The following is a 20,647-nucleotide window of genomic DNA, read 5'->3' as shown; positions in this document are numbered from 1 at the left end:
ACCAAAGGCAACTTCGACCTCACCGGCAACGAGTTCGGCAACAGGCTGGTCGGCAACAACGGCGCCAACCTCCTCAACGGCGGGGCCGGGGCCGACCTTCTTGTCGGCCGCGGCGGCCATGACACCTTCGCGTTCTCGACGGCGCTCGGCAACGGCAACGTCGACACCCTCGCGGACTTCGCCGCGGGCGACACGATCCGGCTCTCGGCATCGATCTTCACGGCGCTGAGCGCGGGTGAACTCGATGGCGCCGCGTTCAAGGACATCGGCGCCGGCGGCAAGCTCGATGCGGACGACCACATCGTCTACGACAGCACGACGGGCGCGCTGTCCTACGATGCGGACGGCGCCGGCAAGGCGGCGGCTTTGCGGTTCGCGGTGGTCAACACGAAGGTGCCGCTGACGGCGGATGACTTCCTGATCGCTTGAGCGAACTCTCTGGAGCGAGCGTGCGTCCGAGGCGAGAGACGGATCGCCTCGGAGGGAGGGGAGGGCGGCGGACGCCCGCCGCCCCGCAATCGCGGGGGCAATCGGCGATGAGTCAGGATCGTCGCCGATTGGTGTAACTTGATCCTTGTTGCGGCGCCGCATCGCGGCCCGAACCATGATGGCCGTCCCTGCCCTTCGCGGACGCCGCCGATGATGAGTTCCGACGTGCCGCCGCTGCGGTGCCGCTTCCTCCACCAAATGGTCGGCCTCCTCGCCGAGACGATGCCGCTCTCCCCGGCCCGGCACGAGCGGGAAATCTTTCGGCGCCTGATCGAACTCGAGATGCAGGCCGAAGCGGGCGGCGCCTCCGAGACCTCGTGCCGGGTCATCGCCTCGGTGCGGCGCATGGCTGGCAACGCCATCATTCGGGCGGAGTTGCCCTTGATCCGCGGGTAGAGCGGCCGCCCGACAGGAGAAGCCTCCGGGCTAGAGCATCGTCCCGAAAGGTGGTTTCCGGCTTTCGGGACGATGCGATTCAAGGATCTGGAGCATCGGCTTTATCCGATGACTGGCGACCACCTTTCGGCCTGATGCTGTCGCTCCCCGTCGGCAAAGCCACGCTTGCCGTATCAAGACGATGCGCCCAGGGCGCACGGCAATCGTCCGCCGATCCGACGGCGGCTTCGGGGCGCTTCAGGAAACATTCAGAAACAATATCCCAAAACGCCACCGCTATGAGCTGTGGCATTAGCTTCTATTTGACCGCGAAACACGTTGAAATCGTGCGGATTCGCACGAAGATATGCTGAAAATCATCGATACTGGTACATCGGTATCAGTGACATCGCCCCCCGGCCAACCATTTCCCGGTCCTGCCGACGCCGCCGCGGGTCCTGCCCGGACGGCTCGTATCGGTCCCGTTCCCGATCACCCACCCCGAACACTCACGAGGAGATCCGCCTTGGCCGTTTCGGCACCTGGCACCGCGACCCGTCCGATCCATCCCTGGCCCGTCCTCGGCGCGCGCAGCGAAGGCGCGTGGCACCCGTCGATGGCCCGCGTCGCCGCGCCTGCCGACACCGTCTTCTGCGAGGACGTGGACGCCTATGCCGGGACGGCCCTGCGGGAGGCGACCGCGGCGGGCTTCACCCCGCGCGAGGTCGCCGTGCTGCTGGCGGGCCGACCGGTCACCGCCCTGGTGCCGCCGCATCCCGACGAGCCGCTCGCGGCCTACGCGGATCGGGCGACCAGCGAATTGTTCATCCGCTACATCGCCGCCGGCCCCGACGTGGCCGCCGGCTGGACCTGAACCCGAAACCGTCTTCCATCAAGGAGTTGCCTCGATGACCGCCCGATGCCGGCTGACCGGATTCGGTGCCCCGCTTCTCGCCCTGACACTCGTGTCCCTGCCTTCGCTTCCCGCCGCGGCGGCGGGTCCGTTCGACGGCGCATGGTCGGTCCAGGCCGTGGCCGAGACCGGCTCCTGCACCGGCCCCTACCGCTACCCGATCGCGATCCGCGACGGCGTGCTGGAGGATGCCGGCACTCACGGCGTCGATGCCTCGGGCCGGGCGGGCGCCGACGGGCGCATCAGCGGCACGATCCGCACCGGCCTCGCGCGGATCGCGGTGTCCGGGCGCCTCCGCGGCAAGAGCGGCGCGGGCGAGTGGTCGCTCGGGGGACTGAGCGCCTGCTCCGGTCGCTGGACCGCGCAGCGCACGGGATGAGACGGCGCTCGGCCTAGCGCATCGTCTTTTTCCGAAAGCCGGAAACCACCGTTCGGGACGATGCACTAACCCAGATCCTGCAGGTGGCGCGCGGCGATGATCGAGGCGGCGGTGCGGTTCTCGACGCCGAGCTTGGCGTAGATGCCTTCGAGATGCTTGGTGATCGTGCGCGGGCTCAAGCTGAGGATCTCGCCGATGTCGCGGTTCGATTTGCCCCGCGCGAGCCAGAACAGCACGTCGGCCTCCCGCGCGGTGATGGGCAGGCGGGTGCGCAACAACTCGATGCCGGCGGCGGTGGCATCGCGGGAGAGGCGCAGCAGCACCTCGTTGCCGGTGCGCCCGACGAAGCTCACGGTGTGGGCGGCCCCCGACAGGTCGGTGAGGGCGAAGGGCGCTCCCTGCGTCCCGTCGAGGCAGCCGCGCAGCCACGCGCGGCCCGCGGCCGGAAGCCCGTAGGCGTCGTCGGCGCGCGGCGCGCAGGCGGCGAGCACCTGCGAGGCCTGCGGCGTCGCCCAGAGAACGGCGCCCGCCGGATCGACCGCGAAGAGGGTGCGCCCCGTGGTGTCGAGCGCCGCGCGCAGGCTCTGCGCCGCGCGCGCGCCGGCCACGTGGACGCGGATGCGCGCCAAGATCTCGTCGGGGGCGATCGGCTTCGTCACGTAATCGACGCCGCCGGCCTCCAGCCCCTCCACGATATGCTCGGTCTCGGACAGCCCGGTCATGAAGATGACCGGCACGCTTGCGACCGCGGGCTTGGCCTTGAGGCGGCGGCAGGTCTCGAACCCGTCCATGCCCGGCATCACCGCATCGAGCAGGATGATGTCGGGGGTGATCTCGTCGACGAGGGCGAGCGCCGCCTCGCCCGCCACCGCAACGAGGACCGTGGCACCGGAGCGCTCGATCGCCTCGGTGAGGAAGCTCAGCGTATCGGGGGAATCGTCCACCACGAGGACGATATCGCGCTGGCCGGGTGCCTCAGGCATCGCTGGCCTCCCGGACGGATTTTTTGGGGGTGAGGGCGGCTTCAGCGCCGGCTTGCTCTGCGGCGTCCTGAAGTGCGCGCATGTAGGTCGGCAGATCGAAGGCAGAGACGAGTGTTTGCAGGCGCTCCGCGAAGGCGGCGGCAGCCGGCTCCGTACGGGCGATCTCGGCGAGCCGGGCCTCGATGGCGCGGACGTGGCCGATGCGGCCGAGGCGGAGGAGTTCGTTCAGGACGGGGAGGGGCAGTCCGCGCTCGGCAGTTGCCGGGTTTGGCGCCTCTCCTCCCCCTTGTGGGGAGGAGGTGGGAGGTGGGGGTGGTGCCGGATGAGGCTCGGCGGTGCCTTCTGCACCACCCCCACCGCGAACCTCTCCCCACCCAGATCGGGCCTGCCCGATCTGGGCAGGCAAGGTGCGGATCTCGGGCAAGCCCGAGATCCGTGGGGAGGGGATCTGCGCCGTACTCGTCTCCGTCTCCGTCTCCGCAGCGGAAGACACCGGCGGCGTCCCCTCGACCCAGTCGAGCCCGAGCAGGCGGGTGACCTGATCCAGAAAATCGCGCAGGTCGAACGGCTTGGCGATGATCGCGTCGTGGCGGGCGTCGATGCCGCGGGTCGGGCTGATCTCGTGGACGTTGGCCGACATCATCGCGATGCGCGTCCCCGGCGCCCGCACACGCAGGCGCTCGGCGACCGCCCAGCCGCTCAGGCCCGGCATGGCGATGTCGAGGAGGACGAGATCGGGCGCAGGCTCGCCCGCATCGAACAGGGCGAGGCAGGCCGGCCCGTCGGAGACCTCGGCGACCGCGATGCCCAGCGGTTCGAGGATGTCGCGCATCAGGGTGCGATGGGCCGGATCGTCGTCGACCACGAGGACGCGGCGCTTGCGGCCGGCATAGCGGCGCGGCGTCGCCGCCGGGGCCGGCACCGTGGGAGCCGCGGCCGGGGCAGGGCGGTTCACCGAGGACAGCATCAGCCGCACCCGGAAGCGGGTGCCGCGCCCGACCTCGCTCTCCACCGTGATCTCGCCGCCCATCACCTGGGCCAGGAGCCCGGCGATGGTCAGCCCGAGGCCGGTGCCCGGCTGGCTGCGGGCGGCCGGGATCGAGCCGCGCTCGAACGGCTCGAAGATGCGCTGCAGGTCGTCCGGGCGGATGCCCAGCCCCGTGTCGCGGATGGTGAAGACCGTCACCTGGCTGCGATAGGCGACGTCGAGGCCGATCTCGCCCGACGGCGTGAACTTGATCGCGTTCGACAGGAGGTTGAGCAGGATCTGGCGCAGGCGCTTCTCGTCGGTGGCGACCACCGCGGGCAGGGTCTCGGGCCGGGTGAAGCGGAATTGCAGCCCCGCGGCCTCGGCCTGGAGGCGGACCATGTCGACGATCTGGTCGAGGAAATCCGACAGCCGGATCTCGTTGCGGTGGACCTGGAGCCGCCCGGCCTCCATCCGCGAGATGTCGAGGAGCCCGTCGATCAGGCCCGACAGGTGCTGGGCGCTGCGGCGGATCACCTGCAAGCCGCGCCGCCTCTGCGGCGGGATCTCGGGATCGACCTCGAGGAGCTGGGCGTAGCCGAGTACGGCGTTCAAGGGCGTGCGCAGCTCGTGGCTGATGCCGACGACGTAGCGGCTTTTCGCGAGGTTCGCGGCCTCGGCCGTCTCCTTCGCCTCCTGCAGCTTGGCGTCGGTGATCTTGTGGGCGGCGATCTCGGCTTGGTAGAGCGCGGTCTGGCGCTCGGTCTCGGCCTGGGCGACGCGGCGGCTCTCCTGGGCGAGCACGAACAGCCACGCGACGATGCCGAGGATCAGCACGAGGATGAAGAACACGCTGGTGAGCGCCGCCCGCAGCGTCTCGCGGTGTTCGGGATGCCCGCTGCTCGCGCCCGCGTGGACGATGCCGAGGATCAGCCCGATGACGCCGACGAGGCAGGCCATCACGGCGAGGTAGCGCCCGAGCGGCGCGCCGATCCAGGCGGCGAGCGGGGCCGGCACGAACCGCCCGAGGCTCGCCTGGGCCTGGGCGTCGAGGCGCCCGTGCGGCTTGCAGAGATCGCCGCAGCGGGCGTCGAGGGAGCAGCACAGCGAGCAGATCGGCCCGTCATAGGCGGGGCACTGCGCCATGTCCTCGCCCTCGAACGGCAGCTCGCAGACCCGGCAGACGATCTCGCCTTCGGCCGGCAGGGGGTCGGGCTTCCGCGCGATGTAGAAGCGCCCGCTCGTGCCCCAGGCGATCAGCGGGGCGGCCGCGAACGCGGCGGCGAGCGCCAGCAGTGGCGCGAAGGCGGAAGCGAGGCTCCCGAACGCGCCGGCATAGGCGAGCCAGCCCAGCGCCAGGCCGAGCGCCATCGCCCCGGTGCCGACCGGATTGACCGCGTAGAGATGGGCGCGCTTGAACTCGATGCCCGGCGGCGACAGCCCGAGCGGCTTGTTGACGGCCAGATCCGAGGCCAGCGCCCCGACCCAGGCCGAGACGACGACGGCGTAGAGCGGCAGCGTGCTCTCGATCGTCTTGTCGATGCCGAGCTCCATCAGCATCAGGGCGATGGCGACGTTGAAGACGAGCCAGACCACGCGCCCCGGATGGCTGTGGGTGAGGCGCGAGAAGAAGTTCGACCACGCGATCGAGCCGGCATAGGCGTTGGTCAGGTTGATCTTGATCTGCGACAGGGCGACGAAGCCGGCCATCAACAGGAGCGCGCCCTCCCGCGAGGGCGAGACGTAGCCGAAGGCGACCGCGTACATCCGCGTCGGCTCGGCGGCCTGCGGCGCCGGGATGCCGTGGCCGAGCGCCAGCACGGCGAGGAAGGCCCCGAGCAGGATCTTGAGCATGCCGGGCACGATCCAGCCGGCGCCGCCGGCCAGCACCGCCGCCCACCAGCCGGGATCGCGCTTGCCCCGGGCCGGAGGCACGAACCGCAAGAAATCGACCTGCTCGCCGACCTGGGCGAGGAGCGCCAGGAGCACGCTGGTGGCCAGCCCGAAGCGCAGCGGATCGAACCCGACGGCTGCCCCGTCGCCGAGGCCGGGGAAGGCGGCCAGCGTGCCGAGGGAGGCCGGGGCGTCGGGGCTTGCCGCGATGAAGCCGAGCGGCAGGAGGTTGAGCGCGACCCAGACCGGCTGCGTCCAGATCTGGAAGCGGCTGATGAGGCGGATGCCGTAGACCACCAGCGGGATGACGAGGCCGGCGCAGACGATGTAGCCGAGCCAGAGCGGCAGGCCGAAACAGAGCTGCAGGGCCAGGGCCATGATCGCGGCTTCGATGGCCAGGAACAGGAAGGTGAAGCTCGCATAGATCAGCGAGGTCACCGTCGAGCCGAGATAGCCGAAGCCCGCGCCGCGGGTGAGCAGGTCCATGTCGACGCCGTGGCGGGCGGCGTAGACGGTGATGGGCGCGGCCGACGCGAAGATCAGCGCGCCGACGAGGAGCACCGCGGCGAGCGTGTTGGGGAACCCCACGGCCAGCACCAGCGTGCCGCCGATCGCTTCCAGGGCCAGGAACGAGATCGAGCCGAGGGCGGTCTGCGCCACCGCCAGCGGGCTCCAGCGCCGCGCCTTCTTGGCGGTGAAGCGCAGCGCATAATCCTCCAGCGTCTCGTCGGCGACGAGGCGGTTGTAGGCGCGCCGGATCGGGATGATGTGCTGGCGGCCGTTCATCGTGACCGGTGTCGTCGGACCCATACGCAACCGCCCGACTTGGCCCCGACCGGACACCCGCCTGGGCGTGAGGGCAGGATGCGCGCCCCGCCGCCACGCAGGCAAGAGCCGTGCGCGTCGGGCGGACGTGCCGGAGGATTTCGATCGAAGGACGGCCATCCTGCGCTTGGGCAGAGCGCCGAACCATACGCAGAACAGCGTATAGGCTGCGACGCAATGTGCGGCCTAGCCTGCACCTCGTCGATCCGCGGCCGTCCCAAGAGCCGCCGGACGAGAGGTCACAGGGCTGGCAGAATGGCGAAGGACATTTCCGACACCGAGAACGGCCTGCGCTCGCCGCTGCGGCGCAAGCTCCTGATGGGCATGGCCGGCCTGCCCGCGCTCGCGCTGATGCCGCGGCCGTCGTTTGCCGCCGCTCCGCCGACCTCGGCCGTCAACACCACGGGTCTTGCCGTCACCGACACCGAGGTCACCGTCGGCATCCTGCACTCGGCCACCGGCACGATGGCGATCTCCGAGACCGGCTCGATCCAGGCCGAGAAGCTCGCCATCGCCCAGATCAACGAGGCCGGCGGCGTGCTCGGGCGCAAGATCAAGGTGATCCAGGAGGACGGCGCCTCCGATTGGCCGACCTTCGCCGAGAAGGCCAAGAAGCTCCTCGTCAACGATCATTGCGCCGCGGTGATGGGCTGCTGGACCTCGGCCTCGCGCAAGGCCGCGCTGCCGGTGTTCGAGCAGTATAACGGCCTGCTGTACTACCCGACCTTCTACGAGGGCCTGGAGCAGTCCAAGAACGTCATCTATACCGGCCAGGAGGCGACGCAGCAGATCCTCGCCTCGCTCGATTGGGTCCACAAGGAGAAGGGCGCCAAGACCTTCTTCATGATCGGCTCGGACTACATCTGGCCGCGCACTTCGAACAAGATCGCCCGCAAGCATGTCGAGAACGTGCTCAAGGGCTCGGTGGTCGGCGAGGAATACTTCCCCCTCGGACACACGCAATTCAATTCGGTGATCAACAAGATCAAGCTCAAGAAGCCGGACGTGATCTTCGCCGACGTGGTCGGCGGTTCGAACGTGGCGTTCTACAAGCAGCTCAAGGCGGCGGGCATCGATCTCTCCAAGCAGACCCTGCTGACGATCTCGGTCACCGAGGACGAGATCGACGGCATCGGCGGCGACAACATCGCCGGCGCCTATTCCTGCATGAAGTACTTCCAGTCACTCAAGAACCCGAACAACGAGGCCTTCGTCGCCGCCTTCAAGAAGATGTGGGGCGAGAAGACCGTCATCGGCGACGTGACCCAGGCGGCCTATCTCGGGCCGTTCCTGTGGAAGATGGCGGTCGAGAAGGCCGGCTCGTTCGATGTCGACAAGGTCGTCGCGGCCTCGCCCGGCATCGAGTTCAAGCAGGCGCCGGAAGGCTACGTGAAGATCCACGAGAACCATCACCTCTGGTCCAAGACCCGCGTCGCCAAGGCCCTGCCCACGGGCCAGTTCGAGGTGGTCTACGAGAGCCCCGAGCTGATCGAGCCGAACCCCTTCCCGAAGGGGTACCAGTAGTCGCGACATTTCCCCTCCCCACGGATCTCGGGCTCGCCCGAGATCCGCACCTTGCTTGCCCGGATCGGGCAGGCCCGATCTGGGTGGAGAGGGGAGACGCGTGGCCCACCTCTTGCTGATTCCCAAAAATCCTCCGCCGGAGACGCCTTCCATGTTCGGCGAATACTCGCTCGCAGACCTCAGCTCGATCTTCGTGATGCAGGGCTTCGCGGGCCTGATCCTGTTCTCGGTCTACGTGCTGATGGCGCTGGGTCTCGCGATCATCTTCGGCCAGATGGGCGTCATCAACATGGCCCACGGCGAGTTCATGATTCTCGGGGCCTACGTCACCTATCTGTGCTCCGGCTTCTTCCAGACGCACCTGCCGTCGCTCTTCGGCGCCTACTTCTTCATCGCGATGGCGCTCGCCTTCCTGGCCTCCGGGGCGCTAGGGATGCTGGTCGAGTGGGCGTTGATCCGCCACCTCTACAAGCGCCCGCTCGACACCTTGCTGGCGACCTGGGGCCTGTCGCTGATCCTGCAGCAGGCCTACCGCTCGATCTTCGGACCGCGCGAGGTCGGCGTCGAGCTGCCCTCGTGGATGATGGGCTCGATCCCCGTCACCGACTCGATCGAGGTGCAGATCAACGGCCTGTTCGTGATCGCGGTCACCACCGTCATCACGCTCGGCGTCGCTCTCCTGATCTACCGCTCGCGGTTCGGCGCGCAGATCCGCGCCGTGATGAGCAACCGCCCGATGGCCGGCGCCGTCGGCATCGATACCGAGAAGGTGGACCGTTACACCTTCGGGCTGGGCTGCGGCATCGCCGGCATCGCCGGCTCGGCCTTCACCATGATCGGCTCCACCGGGCCGACCTCGGGCCAGCTCTACATCGTCGATACCTTCCTGATCGTGGTCTTCGGCGGCGCGGCGAGCCTGCTGGGCACCATCGCCTCGGCCTTCTCGATCTCGCAGACCCAGTCGACCCTCGAATTCTTCCTCTCCGGCTCGATGGCCAAGGTGCTCACCCTGCTCGCGGTGGTGGGAATCCTGATGCTGCGGCCGCAGGGCCTGTTCACCCTCAAGGTCCGTCGCTGAGGAGCGCCCCCGATGACGAGCCCCATTCAGTCCCTGTCGAAGGCCGTGACGGTCAACGACAATCCCTTCATGAAGCCGATGGAATGGGTCAGCCTCGCGCTGCTGGCCGGCGTCGTCCTCGTGGTCCTGCCGCTCGCCCTCGACGGCTTCCGCCTCAACCTCGTCGGCAAGTACCTCACCTACGCCTTCGTGGCTTTGGGCCTCGTCATCTGCTGGGGCTATGCCGGCATCCTATCGCTCGGCCAGGGCGTTTTCTTTGGATTGGGCGGCTATTGCATGGCCATGTACTTGAAGCTCGAAGCTTCAAGCGTTGAAAATACGAAAATCCAGTCGACGCCGGGCATCCCGGACTTCATGGACTGGAACCAGATCACCGCGATCCCGTGGTTCTGGCAGCCCTTCAAAAGCCTGCCGCTGACGCTCCTCCTCGTCGTCGCGGTGCCGGTGGCCTTCGCCTTCCTCATCTCGGTGGCGATGTTCAAGCGCCGCGTCGGCGGCACCTACTTCGCCATCATCACCCAGGCCATCGCCGCGATCCTGACGATCCTGATCGTCGGCCAGCAGGGCTATACGGGAGGCATCAACGGCATCACCGATCTGCGCACGCTCCACGGCTGGGACATCCGCACCGACAGCGCGAAGGTCATCCTCTACTTCGTCAACGGCGGGCTGCTGATCGGCTGCATCCTGATGGCGCAGTACGTGAAGCGCTCGAAGCTCGGGCGCATCCTCGTGGCGATGCGCGAGAAGGAGGACCGGGTGCGGTTCTCCGGCTACTCGGTGGCGGGCTTCAAGGTGTTCGCCTTCTGCCTCGCGGCGGCCTTCGCGGCGGTGGGTGGGGCGATGTTCACCCTGCAGGTCGGGTTCATGTCGCCCTCCTTCGTGGGCATCGTGCCCTCCATCGAGATGGTGATCTACGCCGCGGTCGGCGGGCGCCTGTCGCTGTTCGGCGCGGTCTGGGGCACGCTGCTCGTCAACTACGCCAAGACCTCGTTCTCCGAGTCCTTCCCCGACCTGTGGCTGTTCGGACTGGGCGCCCTGTTCATCGCCGTGGTGCTCGCCTTCCCCAACGGTCTCGCCGGCCTCTGGCGCGAGCATGTCGAGCCCCGACTGTTCCGCAAGGCCAAGGGATTGACGCCGACCCCTACCCCCGTGCTGCCGGCCCACGGCGCCCCCGCCGAGTGAGGACGAGACCCATGAACGCGGCCCTTCTCCCCTCGACCCTCATCGGCACGCCGGCGGACGACAAGAACTTCCTGCTCGCAGTCGAGGGGCTCACCGTCTCCTTCGACGGCTTCAAGGCGGTCAACGACGTGTCGTTCTACGTCGATCCGGACGAGATCCGGGTCATCATCGGCCCCAACGGCGCCGGCAAGACCACGGTGCTCGACCTGATCTGCGGGCGCACCAAGGCCAGCTCCGGCTCGATCAAGTACAAGGGCCAGGAGCTGACGAGGCTCTCCGAGAGCGCCATCGTCCAGGCGGGCGTGGGGCGCAAGTTCCAGACGCCGTCGATCTACGACGACCTGACGGTGTTCGAGAATCTCGAAATCTCGTTCCCCCGCGGGCGCTCGGTGTTCGGTGCGCTCACCTTCAAGCGCGATGCGGAGGTGCGCGACCGCATTCACGAGATCGCGCAGACCATCTTCCTGAAGGACCAGCTCGACGAGCGGGCCGAATTCCTCAGCCACGGCCAGAAGCAGTGGTTGGAGATCGGCATGTTGCTGATCCAGGACCCGGAACTCCTCATGCTCGACGAGCCGGTCGCCGGCATGAGCGTGGGCGAGCGCATCAAGACCGCCGAACTCCTCAACCAGATCATCAAGGGCCGCTCGGTGCTGGTGATCGAGCACGACATGAAGTTCGTCGAAGACATCGCCCACCGGGTCACGGTGCTGCACCAGGGGCGTGTCCTGTCGGAGGGCTCGATGGAGCGGGTCAAGACCGACCCGAAGGTCGTCGAAGTCTATCTCGGTCACTGAAGGACAGGCGAAGATGCTTCAGACCGCCCCCCATACCTCCCCCGTGCCGCCGGTCCTGGCCGGCGCCGCGCCGATGCTGGCGATCGCCGACCTTCATTCGGCCTACGGCCAGAGCGAGGTGCTGCACGGCATCGACCTCTCGGTCGCTCAGGCTGAGATCGTCGCCGTGATGGGCCGCAACGGCATGGGCAAGTCGACGCTCATGAAGACCCTGATGGGCATCGTGCCGACGAAGTCCGGCCGGATCACCGTCGAGGGCACCGACGTGACGGCGATGAAGAGCCACCAGCGCGTGGCTGCCGGCCTCGCCTACGTGCCGCAGGGCCGGATGATCTTTTCCACCATGACGGTGCAGGAGAACATTGAGACCGGGCTGACCGTCACCAAGTCGCGAAAAGTGCCGCAGGACCTCTACACGATGTTCCCGGTGCTGTTGGAGATGAAGGGCCGGCGCGGCGGCAACCTCTCGGGCGGGCAGCAGCAGCAGCTCGCCATCGCCCGGGCGCTCGCCTCGAACCCGAAGGTTCTGCTCCTCGACGAGCCGACCGAGGGCATCCAACCCTCGATCATCCGCGAGATGGGCCGGACGCTGAAGAAGATCCGCGACGAGCGCGGGCTCTCGATCGTCGTCTCGGAGCAGGTGCTGAGCTTCGCCATGGATGTCGCCGACCGGGTGCTCGTCATCGAGAACGGTTCGATCGTCCACGAAAGTCTACGGGCCGACATCGACGAGGCGCAGGTCGCCCGCTTCCTGTCGGTCTAGCGCCGCCATTTCCCCTCCCCCTTGCGGGGAGGAGAGCGCGTCGGACGACGCCGAGTTCACGACTTCACCAAGAGCGGCCGGCCCCACCCCGGACACGCAACGGGGACGGCTGTCTAAAATCCAGAGGAGCGCGCGAAGGACATGCCCGAGACGCTGATCAAGGTCGATCTCACGCAATCGGCCTACGACAACGACATGGTGCACAATCGCTGGCACCCCGACATCCCGATGGTCGCGACCGTGAAACCCGGCGACGACTTCATCGTCGAGACCTACGACTGGACCGGCGGCTTCATCAAGAACAACGATTCCGCCGACGACGTGCGCGACATCGACCTGTCGATCGTCCACTTCCTGTCGGGCCCCATCGGCGTCGAGGGCGCCGAGCCCGGCGATCTGCTGGTGGTCGATCTCCTCGACATCGGCGCCAAGCCCGAATCGCAGTGGGGCTTCAACGGTTTCTTCTCGAAGAACAACGGCGGCGGCTTCCTCGACGAGCACTTCCCGCAGGCCCAGAAGTCGATCTGGGACTTCGAAGGGATGTTCACCAAGTCCCGCCACGTGCCCGGCGTGCGCTTCCCCGGCCTGATCCATCCGGGCCTGATCGGCTGCCTGCCCGATCCGAAGATGCTGGAAACGTGGAACACCCGCGAGAAGGCGCTGTTCGACACCAATCCGGAGCGGGTGCCGGCGCTCGCCACGCTGCCCTTCGGCCCGACCGCGCATATGGGCCGCCTGAAGGGCGAGGCGAAGGAGGCCGCGGCGGCCACCGGCGCCCGCACGGTGCCGGGGCGCGAGCACGGCGGCAATTGCGACATCAAGGACCTGTCGCGCGGCTCGAAGATCTACTTCCCGGTCTACGTGCCAGGGGCGGGCCTCTCCATGGGCGACCTGCATTTCAGCCAGGGCGACGGCGAGATCACCTTCTGCGGCGCCATCGAGATGGCCGGCTGGGTCCATCTCAAGGTGAGCCTGATCAAGGACGGCATGGCCAAGTACGGGATCCGAAACCCGATCTTCAAGCCCTCGCCGATCACGCCGAAATACGACGACCACCTGATCTTCGAGGGCGTGTCCGTCGATGAGTACGGCAAGCAGCATTACCTCGACGTGACGGTGGCCTATCGCCAAGCCTGCCTCAACGCGATCGAGTACCTGAAGAAGTTCGGATATTCGGGGGCGCAGGCCTACTCGATCCTCGGCACCGCCCCGGTCCAGGGCCACATCTCCGGCGTCGTCGACATCCCCAACGCCTGCGCGACCCTCTGGATACCGACCGGCATCTTCGACTTCGACATCAACCCGTCCGCGGCCGGGCCGACGAAGTTCTTGGATGGGTCCGTCCAGATGCCGCTCTCGCCGGATCTGTAGTCTTCTTGGTTTGCCGCGCTCTCCGGGCGGCAAACCGCACACACTTTGCCTGAGAGCGCTTCCGATGCCCGTCTACGACTATTCCTGCGAGTCTTGCGGCCCCTTCACCGTCCTGCGCCCGATGGCGCAGTTCAAGGACCCGCACGACTGCCCGGATTGCGGCGGGGCATGCCAGCGCGCCTTCCTCACCGCCCCGCGCATCGCCGGCATGGATGCGGGGCTCAAGGCCGCCCACGCCACCAACGAGCGCAGCCGCCACGAACCGCGGCGCTCGGGTGCCCACGGCGCGGGCTGCGGCTGCTGCTCGCCCAAGAAGACGGCCTCCGCCCCCGCGGCGGCCAAGAGCTTTCCGAACGCCCGGCCCTGGATGATCAGCCACTAGGACCGCGCTCTGACTTCCAGGCGGCCGGCGCCATCCGGCCGCCTTCCGCGACGAGCCCGAACCGGCCGCCGCATCCAATCCGGGAGGAACATTCCGAAAAGATCGCTCCGCGAGGGAGCCGCCGACCGCTCACGACAAGCGGGGGACCACCCCGTGGTGACCGGCCGGCGCAGAGCACGGGTTGGGGACCGACAATGCGCAATACGACGAGACGAGCACGACGACACCGCCGGGGCACCGGCCTCATACTGGCAGCCGGCCTGGCCTTGAGCGGGACGGCGGCGCAGGCGCAGCAGCCCTCGCCGGTCGGCCAGTTCAACGATCAGACGCAGCCGCGCACCGATCCCGCCATCGCCGCCAAGCCCACCGACCCCGTCCGCGTCGGCCCGCTCGCCCCCTGGGCGACCGACATGGCCGCCCGCGGCCTCACCTTCGACGTCAACATCTACGACTTCTACCAAGCCAACCCGACCGCCGGCCTGCGCACCGGCGAGCAATCGAACTCGGCCTATTTCGTGCTGTCGATGAGCGCCGACATGCAGCGGCTCGCCAACATCAGTGGCGGCACGATCAAGTTCACCCAGACCTTCTTCGGGCTTGTCCGCAACACCAACCACGCCGCCGATATCGGCGACACCACCGTCGGCTACCAGCCGCCCTACACCCCCAACGACAACCGCCTGTCGCTGCTCACCTACGAGCAGAAGCTGTTCGACGACCGCCTCGTGGTGGAGTTCGGCCGCACCCACCCGGACCGGTATTACGGCCTGCCGCCGTGCAACTCGATCAACTCCTGCTTCCAGGACCTGTTCTACTTCAACGCCGGCTTCACCTCGCCGCTCTTCGCGGTCTGGGGCGCCAACGTCGCCTACCAGCTCTCGCCGACGAGCTACATCCAGGCCGGCGCCTTCACGGTGAACCCCAACACCAACGTCCTGTCCGGCTACGACTGGGGCTACGAGCGCATCGCCGGCGCGCTGATCATGACCGAGATCGGCACCAAGACCACCTACGCCACCAGCGCCTATCCCGGCCGCGTCTCGCTCACCGGCTTCGTCAACACCGCCGACCACGACGACAACTTCAAGACCGTGTTCGGCACCTCGAAGGGCCTCAACCCCGGCGATCCGGTGCTGCAGAAGTCGGGCACGTCGGGCGTCGTGCTCACCGGCGCGCAGACGGTGTGGCGGGCGGACGGCGGGCTCGTCACCAAGGGCGACCTCAACCTGCATCCGACCGCGATCTCGGTCTACACCGGCACCGGCTACGCCTTCGACCCGACGATCCCGATCCGCTTCAACTCGTTCGCGGGCGTGCTCTTGGAAGCCCCCGACCAGAGCCGGCCGAACGACACCTACGGGCTCAAGGTCAACTGGCAGCGCCTCAACGAGAACTACACCCAGTTCCTGGCGGACGCGAACTTCATCTCCGGCGGCTCCGGCGCCCCGTATTCCCGCGACAAGCTGATCTTCGAGGCCAACGCGCATCTCGACATCGGCAAGGGCGTGATCCTCGAGCCCGTGGTCCAGTACGTCGTCAACCCGAACTCGTTCTGGAACCCCTACACGGCGCGCCGCGCCAAGGACGGCTTCTACGGCGGCTTCACCCTCGTCGTGCCGCTGGGCACCCTGCTCGGCCTCGCGCCGGGCTGAAGGCTCGATACGGGCCGCGGGCGCGATCCCGCGGCTCCTCTTCGAAGCAAGTGGCAGGACTGCCGACCGATGGTCGGCAGTCCTGCGTTCGGCGGACGCCCCGCAGTCGCGGGGGCCCAAGAATTCATGAGTGGAGGACAACGCCATGATGCACGGCGACATCTCATCGAGCCAGGACAGCGTCGGCGTGGCCGTCGTGAACTACACGATGCCGCGCCTGCATACGAAGGCCGAGGTGATCGAGAACGCGAAGAAGATCGGCGACATGATCGTCGGCATGAAGGCCGGCCTGCCCGGCCTCGATCTCGTGATTTTTCCGGAGTATTCGACCCACGGCATCATGTACGACGCCGAAGAGATGTACGAGACCGCCTCGGCGATTCCGGGAGCGGAAACGGACATCTTCGCCGATGCCTGCCGGAAAGCGAAGGTCTGGGGCGTGTTCTCGCTCACGGGCGAGCGGCACGAGGAGCACCCGCACAAGGCGCCCTACAACACCCTCATCCTGATGAACGATGAGGGCGAGATCGTCCAGAAATACCGCAAGATCATGCCCTGGACCCCGATCGAGGGCTGGTATCCGGGTGATCGCACCTACGTCTCGGACGGGCCGAAAGGCCTCAAGATCAGCCTCATCATCTGCGACGACGGCAACTATCCCGAGATCTGGCGCGACTGCGCCATGCGCGGGGCCGAACTCATCATCCGCTGCCAGGGCTACATGTATCCGGCCAAAGAACAGCAGGTGCTGATCTCGAAGGCGATGGCGTTTGCCAACAACACCTACGTCGCGGTGGCGAACGCCGCGGGCTTCGACGGCGTCTACAGCTACTTCGGCCACTCGGCGATCATCGGCTTCGACGGCCGCACGCTCGGCGAATGCGGCGAGGAGCCGATGGGCATCCAGTACGCGGCGCTCTCGAAATTCCTGATCCGCGATTTCCGCGCCCACGGCCAGTCGGAGAACCACCTCTTCAAGCTCTTGCACCGCGGCTACACGGGGATGATCAACTCGAAGGAGAACCGGCACGGCCTGTCGGAATGCCCCTACGATTTCTACCGCCGCTGGATCGAGGACCCCGACGCCACCCGCGACGCGGTGCGCGCCATCACCCGCTCAAGTGTGGGCACCGAGGAATGCCCGATCGAGGGCATCCCCTTCGTCGGCAAGGGGGAGGGGCCGCCCGACCCGCGCTAGGGGCGTCGACCGGTTGCCCGGCGGGCGCGGCCGCGCCAGGAAGGGAAGGGGCCGGACGGCCCCGTCATTGCCTGAGGGCCCGAACCATCCACGCTGCCCCACCCCCTCCCGCCCCCCCATCGCGGCAGCGCTCGCGCGGAAGCATCGATCTCCATGTCGGGCCGGCCCTGCGCGGCGGCCCGACGCGGCTGCGCGACATCGCCGAATCCGGCCCCTCGCGCCTGCGCTTCCCCCGGGAGGCCGGGACGATGGAGGGCATTCTGGTCAACACCGCGGGCGGCATCGCCTGCGGCGACGATTTTTCCGTCTCCGCCCGGCTCGATCCGGGCGCCGACCTCGTGCTGACCACCGTGGCGGCGGAAAAGGTCTACCGGTCCGACGGCCCGGTCAGCCACGTGCGCAACCGCCTCGATCTGGGGGAGGGTGCCCGCCTCGCCTGGCTGCCGCAGGAGACGATCCTGTTCGACCGCGCGCGGCTCAGGCGAAGTTTCGAGGCCGATCTCGCCGCCGATTCCGCCCTCCTCGTCGCCGAGATCGTCGCCTTCGGCCGCGCCGCGCGGGGCGAGACGCTGCAGGAGGCCCTGTTCGAGGACGTCTGGCGGGTGCGGCGCAACGGGAAACTCGTCTACGCCGACACGGTGCGGCTGGAGGGCCCGGTCTCGGACCTGCTCGCCCGCGCGGCGCTCGGTGGCGGGGCGCGGGCGATGGGCACGATCCTCGATTGTTCGCCCGGCGCGGAAGCGCGGATCGAGGAGGCCCGCGCCCACCTCGACGCCGCCGGCCCCGGCCCCGGCCCCACCGAGGCCGCCGCGAGCGCCTGGAACGGACACCTTGTCGTGCGCCTGCTCGGGCCCGAAATCGGGGCGCTCCGCGAGCTGACGGCGCGTTTCCTCACCGCCTATCGCGGCGTGCCGATGCCCCGCGTCTGGCAGAGCTGAGGGTAGCGCTCTCGCACGCTCCATGCATGATCCGCGCGAAATCGAACAAGAATCCGGAGAGCGCCCGTGCTCCTCACCCCCCGCGAGAAAGACAAGCTGCTGGTCGCCATGGCGGCGCAGGTGGCACGCAACCGGCTGGCGCGGGGCGTCAAGCTCAACCACCCGGAGGCGGTGGCGCTCATCACCGATGTCGTGGTCGAGGGCGCCCGCGACGGGCGCTCGGTGGCCGAACTGATGCAGGCCGGCGCCCACGTGCTCACCGCCGATCAGGTGATGCCGGGCATCCCCGAGATGATCCACGACATCCAGGTCGAGGCGACGTTCCCTGACGGCACCAAGCTCGTCACCGTCCATCACCCGATCCGCGGCGCGGCCTCCGACGACGTGCCGGGCACAGTGACGACGCTGCCCGGCGAGATCGAGCTCAACGCGGGCGCGCCGCGCACCGTGGTCACGGTCGCCAACACCGGCGACCGACCGATCCAAGTCGGCTCGCACTACCACTTCTACGAAGTGAACCCCGGCTTGCGCTTCGACCGGGAAAAGGCCCGCGGCCAGCGCCTCGACATCGCGCCGGGCACCGCCGTGCGGTTCGAGCCGGGCTCGACCCGCGAGGTGACTTTGGTGCCGCTGTCGGGCACCCGCACCGTCTACGGTTTCCGCGGCGAGGTGATGGGCCGGCTGTGAACACCTTTCCCCACTGGCGCCTGAAAACCTCCGGCGAGGTCGCGCCCGACGAGCGGTTGCCCACCGGGCAGACGCTGGTGCTCGGGCTCCAGCATGTCGTGGCCATGTTCGGCTCGACCGCGCTGGCGCCGATCCTGATGGGGTTCGATCCCAACACCGCGATCCTGTTCTCCGGCATCGGCACGCTGCTGTTCTTCGGGCTGACGGGCGGGCGGCTGCCGTCCTATCTCGGCTCCAGCTTCGCCTTCATCGCCGTGGTGATCGCCGCCACCGGCTATGCCGGCACCGGGCCGAACCCCAATATCGGCGTGGCGCTCGGCGGCATCGTCGCCTGCGGCGCGCTCTACGCCGCCATCGGGGTCGCGGTGCACCTGTCGGGCACCGCCTGGATCGAGCGGCTGATGCCGCCCGTGGTCACCGGCGCCATCGTCGCGGCGATCGGGCTCAACCTCGCCCCCGTCGCCGTGAAGAGCATTTCGGGCTCCGGCTTCGACACCGCAATGGGGCTGGTGACGGCGCTGCTGGTCGGGCTCGTGGCGGTGCGCGGGCGTGGGATGGCGCGGCGCCTGCCGATCCTGATCGGGGCGGGCATCGCCTACGGGCTCTACCTCGTCCTCGCCAACGGGCTGGGGCTCGCCAAATCCATCGACTTCGCTCGGCTCTCCGAGGCCGCCTGGATCGGCCTGCCCCTCTTCTCGGCGCCGGTTTTTTCTGCGCCCGCGATGGTGCTGATCGCGCCGGTCGCCCTCATCCTCGTCGCGGAGAACCTCGGCCATATCAAGGGCATCGCCGCGATGACGGGGCGCGACTACGATCCCCTGATCGGCCGCGGCTTCCTCGCCGACGGGCTCGCCACGATCCTCTCCGGGTTCGGCGGCGGCACCGGCGTGACGACTTACGCCGAGAACATGGGCGTGATGGCGGTCACCCGCATCTACTCGACGCTGGTCTTCGTCGCTGCGGCGGGCTTCGCGATTCTGCTCGGCTTCTCGCCGAAATTCGGCGCCCTGGTGCTGACGATCCCCGGGCCGGTCGTCGGCGGGCTGGCGCTCGTGGTGTTCGGCCTGATCGCCGCCACCGGCGGACGCATCTGGGTGCAGGACCGGACCGACTTTTCCGACGCCCGCAACCTCGTCACCGCCGCGGTGGCGCTGATCGCGGGCGCGGGCGACCTGACGGTGCGGCTCGGCGATTTCGCGCTCGGCGGCATCGGCACCGCGACCTTCGGGGCGATCCTCGTCTATCACCTGCTCGGGGCCGGGCCCCGCGACGGGGGCCGCGCCGACGAGGTGACTCCCGCGCCCGCCTCCGTTACGCGGGCCGCGTAGAGCTGTGCGCGGTGGACAAGGCATGGCGGTGATCGAGGCAGAGGCGAACGGGGACGCTCCTTCGCCGCAACCGGCGAAGGCCAAGCGCGGCGTCTGTGCCCTCAGCGGCGTCACGATGAACCGGCGCAACCTCGTGCGGGTCGCGACGCTGCGCCCGGCGCTCGCCGACCATATCCGCGCCGACTTCCCCGACCTGACCGACGACGCGCTGATCGGCCTCAACGAACTCGCCAAGTACCGCAGCCGCTTCGTCGCCGAACTCTTGGCAGAGGAGCGGGGCGAGTATTCCGACCTCGACCGGCAGGTGGCCGAGAGCATCGCGGCGCAGGACATCATCGCCGAGAACATCGAGGAGGATTACGACGAGCACCGCAGCTTCGGCGAGCGGGTCTCGGACGGGCTCGCGGCCTTCGGCGGTTCCTGGGCTTTCCTGATCAGCTTCGCCGTCGTGCTGCTCACGTGGATGGCGGTGAACGTCGCCATGGGGGCGGCGGCGGCGTTCGACCCCTATCCGTTCATCTTGCTCAACCTCGTCCTGTCCTGCCTCGCGGCGATCCAGGCGCCGATCATCATGATGAGCCAGAGCCGGCAGGAGAAGAAGGATCGCTTGCGCTCGAACAACGACTATCAGGTCAACCTGAAGGCCGAGCTGGAAATCCGGCACCTGCACGAGAAGATGGACCATCTCGTCACCAAGCAGTGGGAGCGGCTGGCCGAGATCCAGCAGATCCAGCTCGAGATGCTGCAGGAGATGCGCGCCCGCGTCGCCCGCAAGCCCACCGTCAAGGTGAAGAAGGTGGTGCGCCGCAAGCGGCCGAAATCCGCCCGCGCGCCGCAACCGGAGGCGGCGGGTGCCGATACGCTCGACGCCGCCCCGGCACCCTCCCTGCTTGGTCGATCCGGCCCCCTCTGAAGCGAGC

General features: G+C 68.3%; 18 protein-coding genes and 1 pseudogene. 17 read left to right on the top strand and 2 right to left on the bottom strand.

Annotated elements, in window-relative coordinates:
• The 4 genes and pseudogenes from BM140_RS25665 to BM140_RS01365 form a co-directional block, all read left to right on the top strand.
• Positions 1-429 (top strand): annotated as a pseudogene (locus BM140_RS25665) (hypothetical protein); the annotation flags it as partial.
• Positions 430-639: 210 nt separating this feature from the next.
• Complete coding sequence (locus BM140_RS01375) at positions 640-885, top strand: hypothetical protein (protein ID WP_091941187.1); 246 nt, start codon at positions 640-642, stop codon at positions 883-885.
• A gap of 505 nt (positions 886-1,390) precedes the next feature.
• Positions 1,391-1,738 (top strand): hypothetical protein, encoded by a 348-nt coding sequence (locus tag BM140_RS01370; protein ID WP_131803718.1) that lies wholly within the window; start codon positions 1,391-1,393, stop codon positions 1,736-1,738.
• Positions 1,739-1,772: 34 nt separating this feature from the next.
• Positions 1,773-2,156, top strand: coding sequence for a hypothetical protein (locus BM140_RS01365; protein WP_244535237.1), 384 nt, complete (start codon positions 1,773-1,775; stop codon positions 2,154-2,156).
• A gap of 65 nt (positions 2,157-2,221) precedes the next feature.
• On the opposite strand, the gene BM140_RS01360 is transcribed toward BM140_RS01365, so the two are convergent.
• Entirely contained in the window at positions 2,222-3,139 is a 918-nt protein-coding gene (locus BM140_RS01360) for a response regulator transcription factor (protein WP_091941183.1), read from the bottom strand.
• The gene (locus BM140_RS01355) at positions 3,132-6,785 is read right to left on the bottom strand and encodes a hybrid sensor histidine kinase/response regulator (RefSeq protein WP_091941181.1); all 3,654 of its coding nucleotides are present in this window, start codon (positions 6,783-6,785) and stop codon (positions 3,132-3,134) included. Before BM140_RS01355 ends, BM140_RS01360 begins: the two co-directional genes overlap by 8 nt.
• 294 nt (positions 6,786-7,079) lie before the next feature.
• On the opposite strand from BM140_RS01355, the gene urtA reads away from it, so the two are divergent.
• The 13 genes from urtA to BM140_RS01290 all read left to right on the top strand — a co-directional run bounded on the left by urtA (position 7,080) and on the right by BM140_RS01290 (position 20,640).
• Positions 7,080-8,348 (top strand): urea ABC transporter substrate-binding protein, encoded by a 1,269-nt coding sequence (urtA, locus tag BM140_RS01350; protein ID WP_091941179.1) that lies wholly within the window; start codon positions 7,080-7,082, stop codon positions 8,346-8,348.
• Between the two features lie 151 nt (positions 8,349-8,499).
• Complete coding sequence (urtB, locus tag BM140_RS01345) at positions 8,500-9,426, top strand: urea ABC transporter permease subunit UrtB (protein WP_091941177.1); 927 nt, start codon at positions 8,500-8,502, stop codon at positions 9,424-9,426.
• Between the two features lie 12 nt (positions 9,427-9,438).
• Positions 9,439-10,611: an urea ABC transporter permease subunit UrtC gene (gene urtC, locus BM140_RS01340; protein ID WP_091941175.1), complete on the top strand. Its 1,173-nt coding sequence runs from the start codon at positions 9,439-9,441 to the stop codon at positions 10,609-10,611.
• Positions 10,612-10,622: 11 nt separating this feature from the next.
• Positions 10,623-11,408 carry an urea ABC transporter ATP-binding protein UrtD gene (urtD, locus tag BM140_RS01335; protein WP_091941173.1) on the top strand — a complete coding sequence of 262 codons (786 nt, stop codon included), beginning with the start codon at positions 10,623-10,625 and terminating at the stop codon, positions 11,406-11,408.
• A gap of 73 nt (positions 11,409-11,481) precedes the next feature.
• Positions 11,482-12,171, top strand: coding sequence for an urea ABC transporter ATP-binding subunit UrtE (gene urtE / locus BM140_RS01330; RefSeq protein WP_207549418.1), 690 nt, complete (start codon positions 11,482-11,484; stop codon positions 12,169-12,171).
• Between the two features lie 141 nt (positions 12,172-12,312).
• The gene (gene fmdA / locus BM140_RS01325) at positions 12,313-13,542 is read left to right on the top strand and encodes a formamidase (RefSeq protein WP_091941169.1); all 1,230 of its coding nucleotides are present in this window, start codon (positions 12,313-12,315) and stop codon (positions 13,540-13,542) included.
• A gap of 64 nt (positions 13,543-13,606) precedes the next feature.
• Positions 13,607-13,924, top strand: coding sequence for an FmdB family zinc ribbon protein (locus BM140_RS01320; RefSeq protein WP_091941167.1), 318 nt, complete (start codon positions 13,607-13,609; stop codon positions 13,922-13,924).
• Between the two features lie 194 nt (positions 13,925-14,118).
• A complete protein-coding gene (locus tag BM140_RS01315) occupies positions 14,119-15,576 on the top strand; it encodes a carbohydrate porin (protein WP_091941165.1) in 1,458 nt (485 codons plus the stop codon).
• Between the two features lie 145 nt (positions 15,577-15,721).
• Positions 15,722-16,774, top strand: a complete 1,053-nt coding sequence (locus BM140_RS01310) for an aliphatic amidase (protein WP_091941723.1) — start codon at positions 15,722-15,724, stop codon at positions 16,772-16,774.
• Between the two features lie 143 nt (positions 16,775-16,917).
• The gene (locus tag BM140_RS01305; protein WP_425287036.1) at positions 16,918-17,712 is read left to right on the top strand and encodes an urease accessory protein UreD; all 795 of its coding nucleotides are present in this window, start codon (positions 16,918-16,920) and stop codon (positions 17,710-17,712) included.
• 66 nt (positions 17,713-17,778) lie between these two features.
• The gene (locus BM140_RS01300; RefSeq protein ID WP_091941161.1) at positions 17,779-18,399 is read left to right on the top strand and encodes an urease subunit gamma; all 621 of its coding nucleotides are present in this window, start codon (positions 17,779-17,781) and stop codon (positions 18,397-18,399) included.
• On the top strand, positions 18,396-19,727 hold the full coding sequence (locus BM140_RS01295) for a solute carrier family 23 protein (protein WP_091941158.1): 1,332 nt from the start codon (positions 18,396-18,398) through the stop codon (positions 19,725-19,727). The genes BM140_RS01300 and BM140_RS01295 overlap by 4 nt, the downstream gene beginning before the upstream one ends.
• A gap of 22 nt (positions 19,728-19,749) precedes the next feature.
• On the top strand, positions 19,750-20,640 hold the full coding sequence (locus tag BM140_RS01290) for a DUF1003 domain-containing protein (RefSeq protein ID WP_091941156.1): 891 nt from the start codon (positions 19,750-19,752) through the stop codon (positions 20,638-20,640).
• The last annotated feature ends 7 nt before the right edge of the window (positions 20,641-20,647 follow it).

Source organism: Methylorubrum salsuginis (assembly GCF_900114375.1).
Taxonomy (GTDB): domain Bacteria; phylum Pseudomonadota; class Alphaproteobacteria; order Rhizobiales; family Beijerinckiaceae; genus Methylobacterium; species Methylobacterium salsuginis.
The sequence above is the reverse complement of the archived record's forward strand: the minus strand, read 5'-3'. Positions and strand labels throughout refer to the sequence as shown.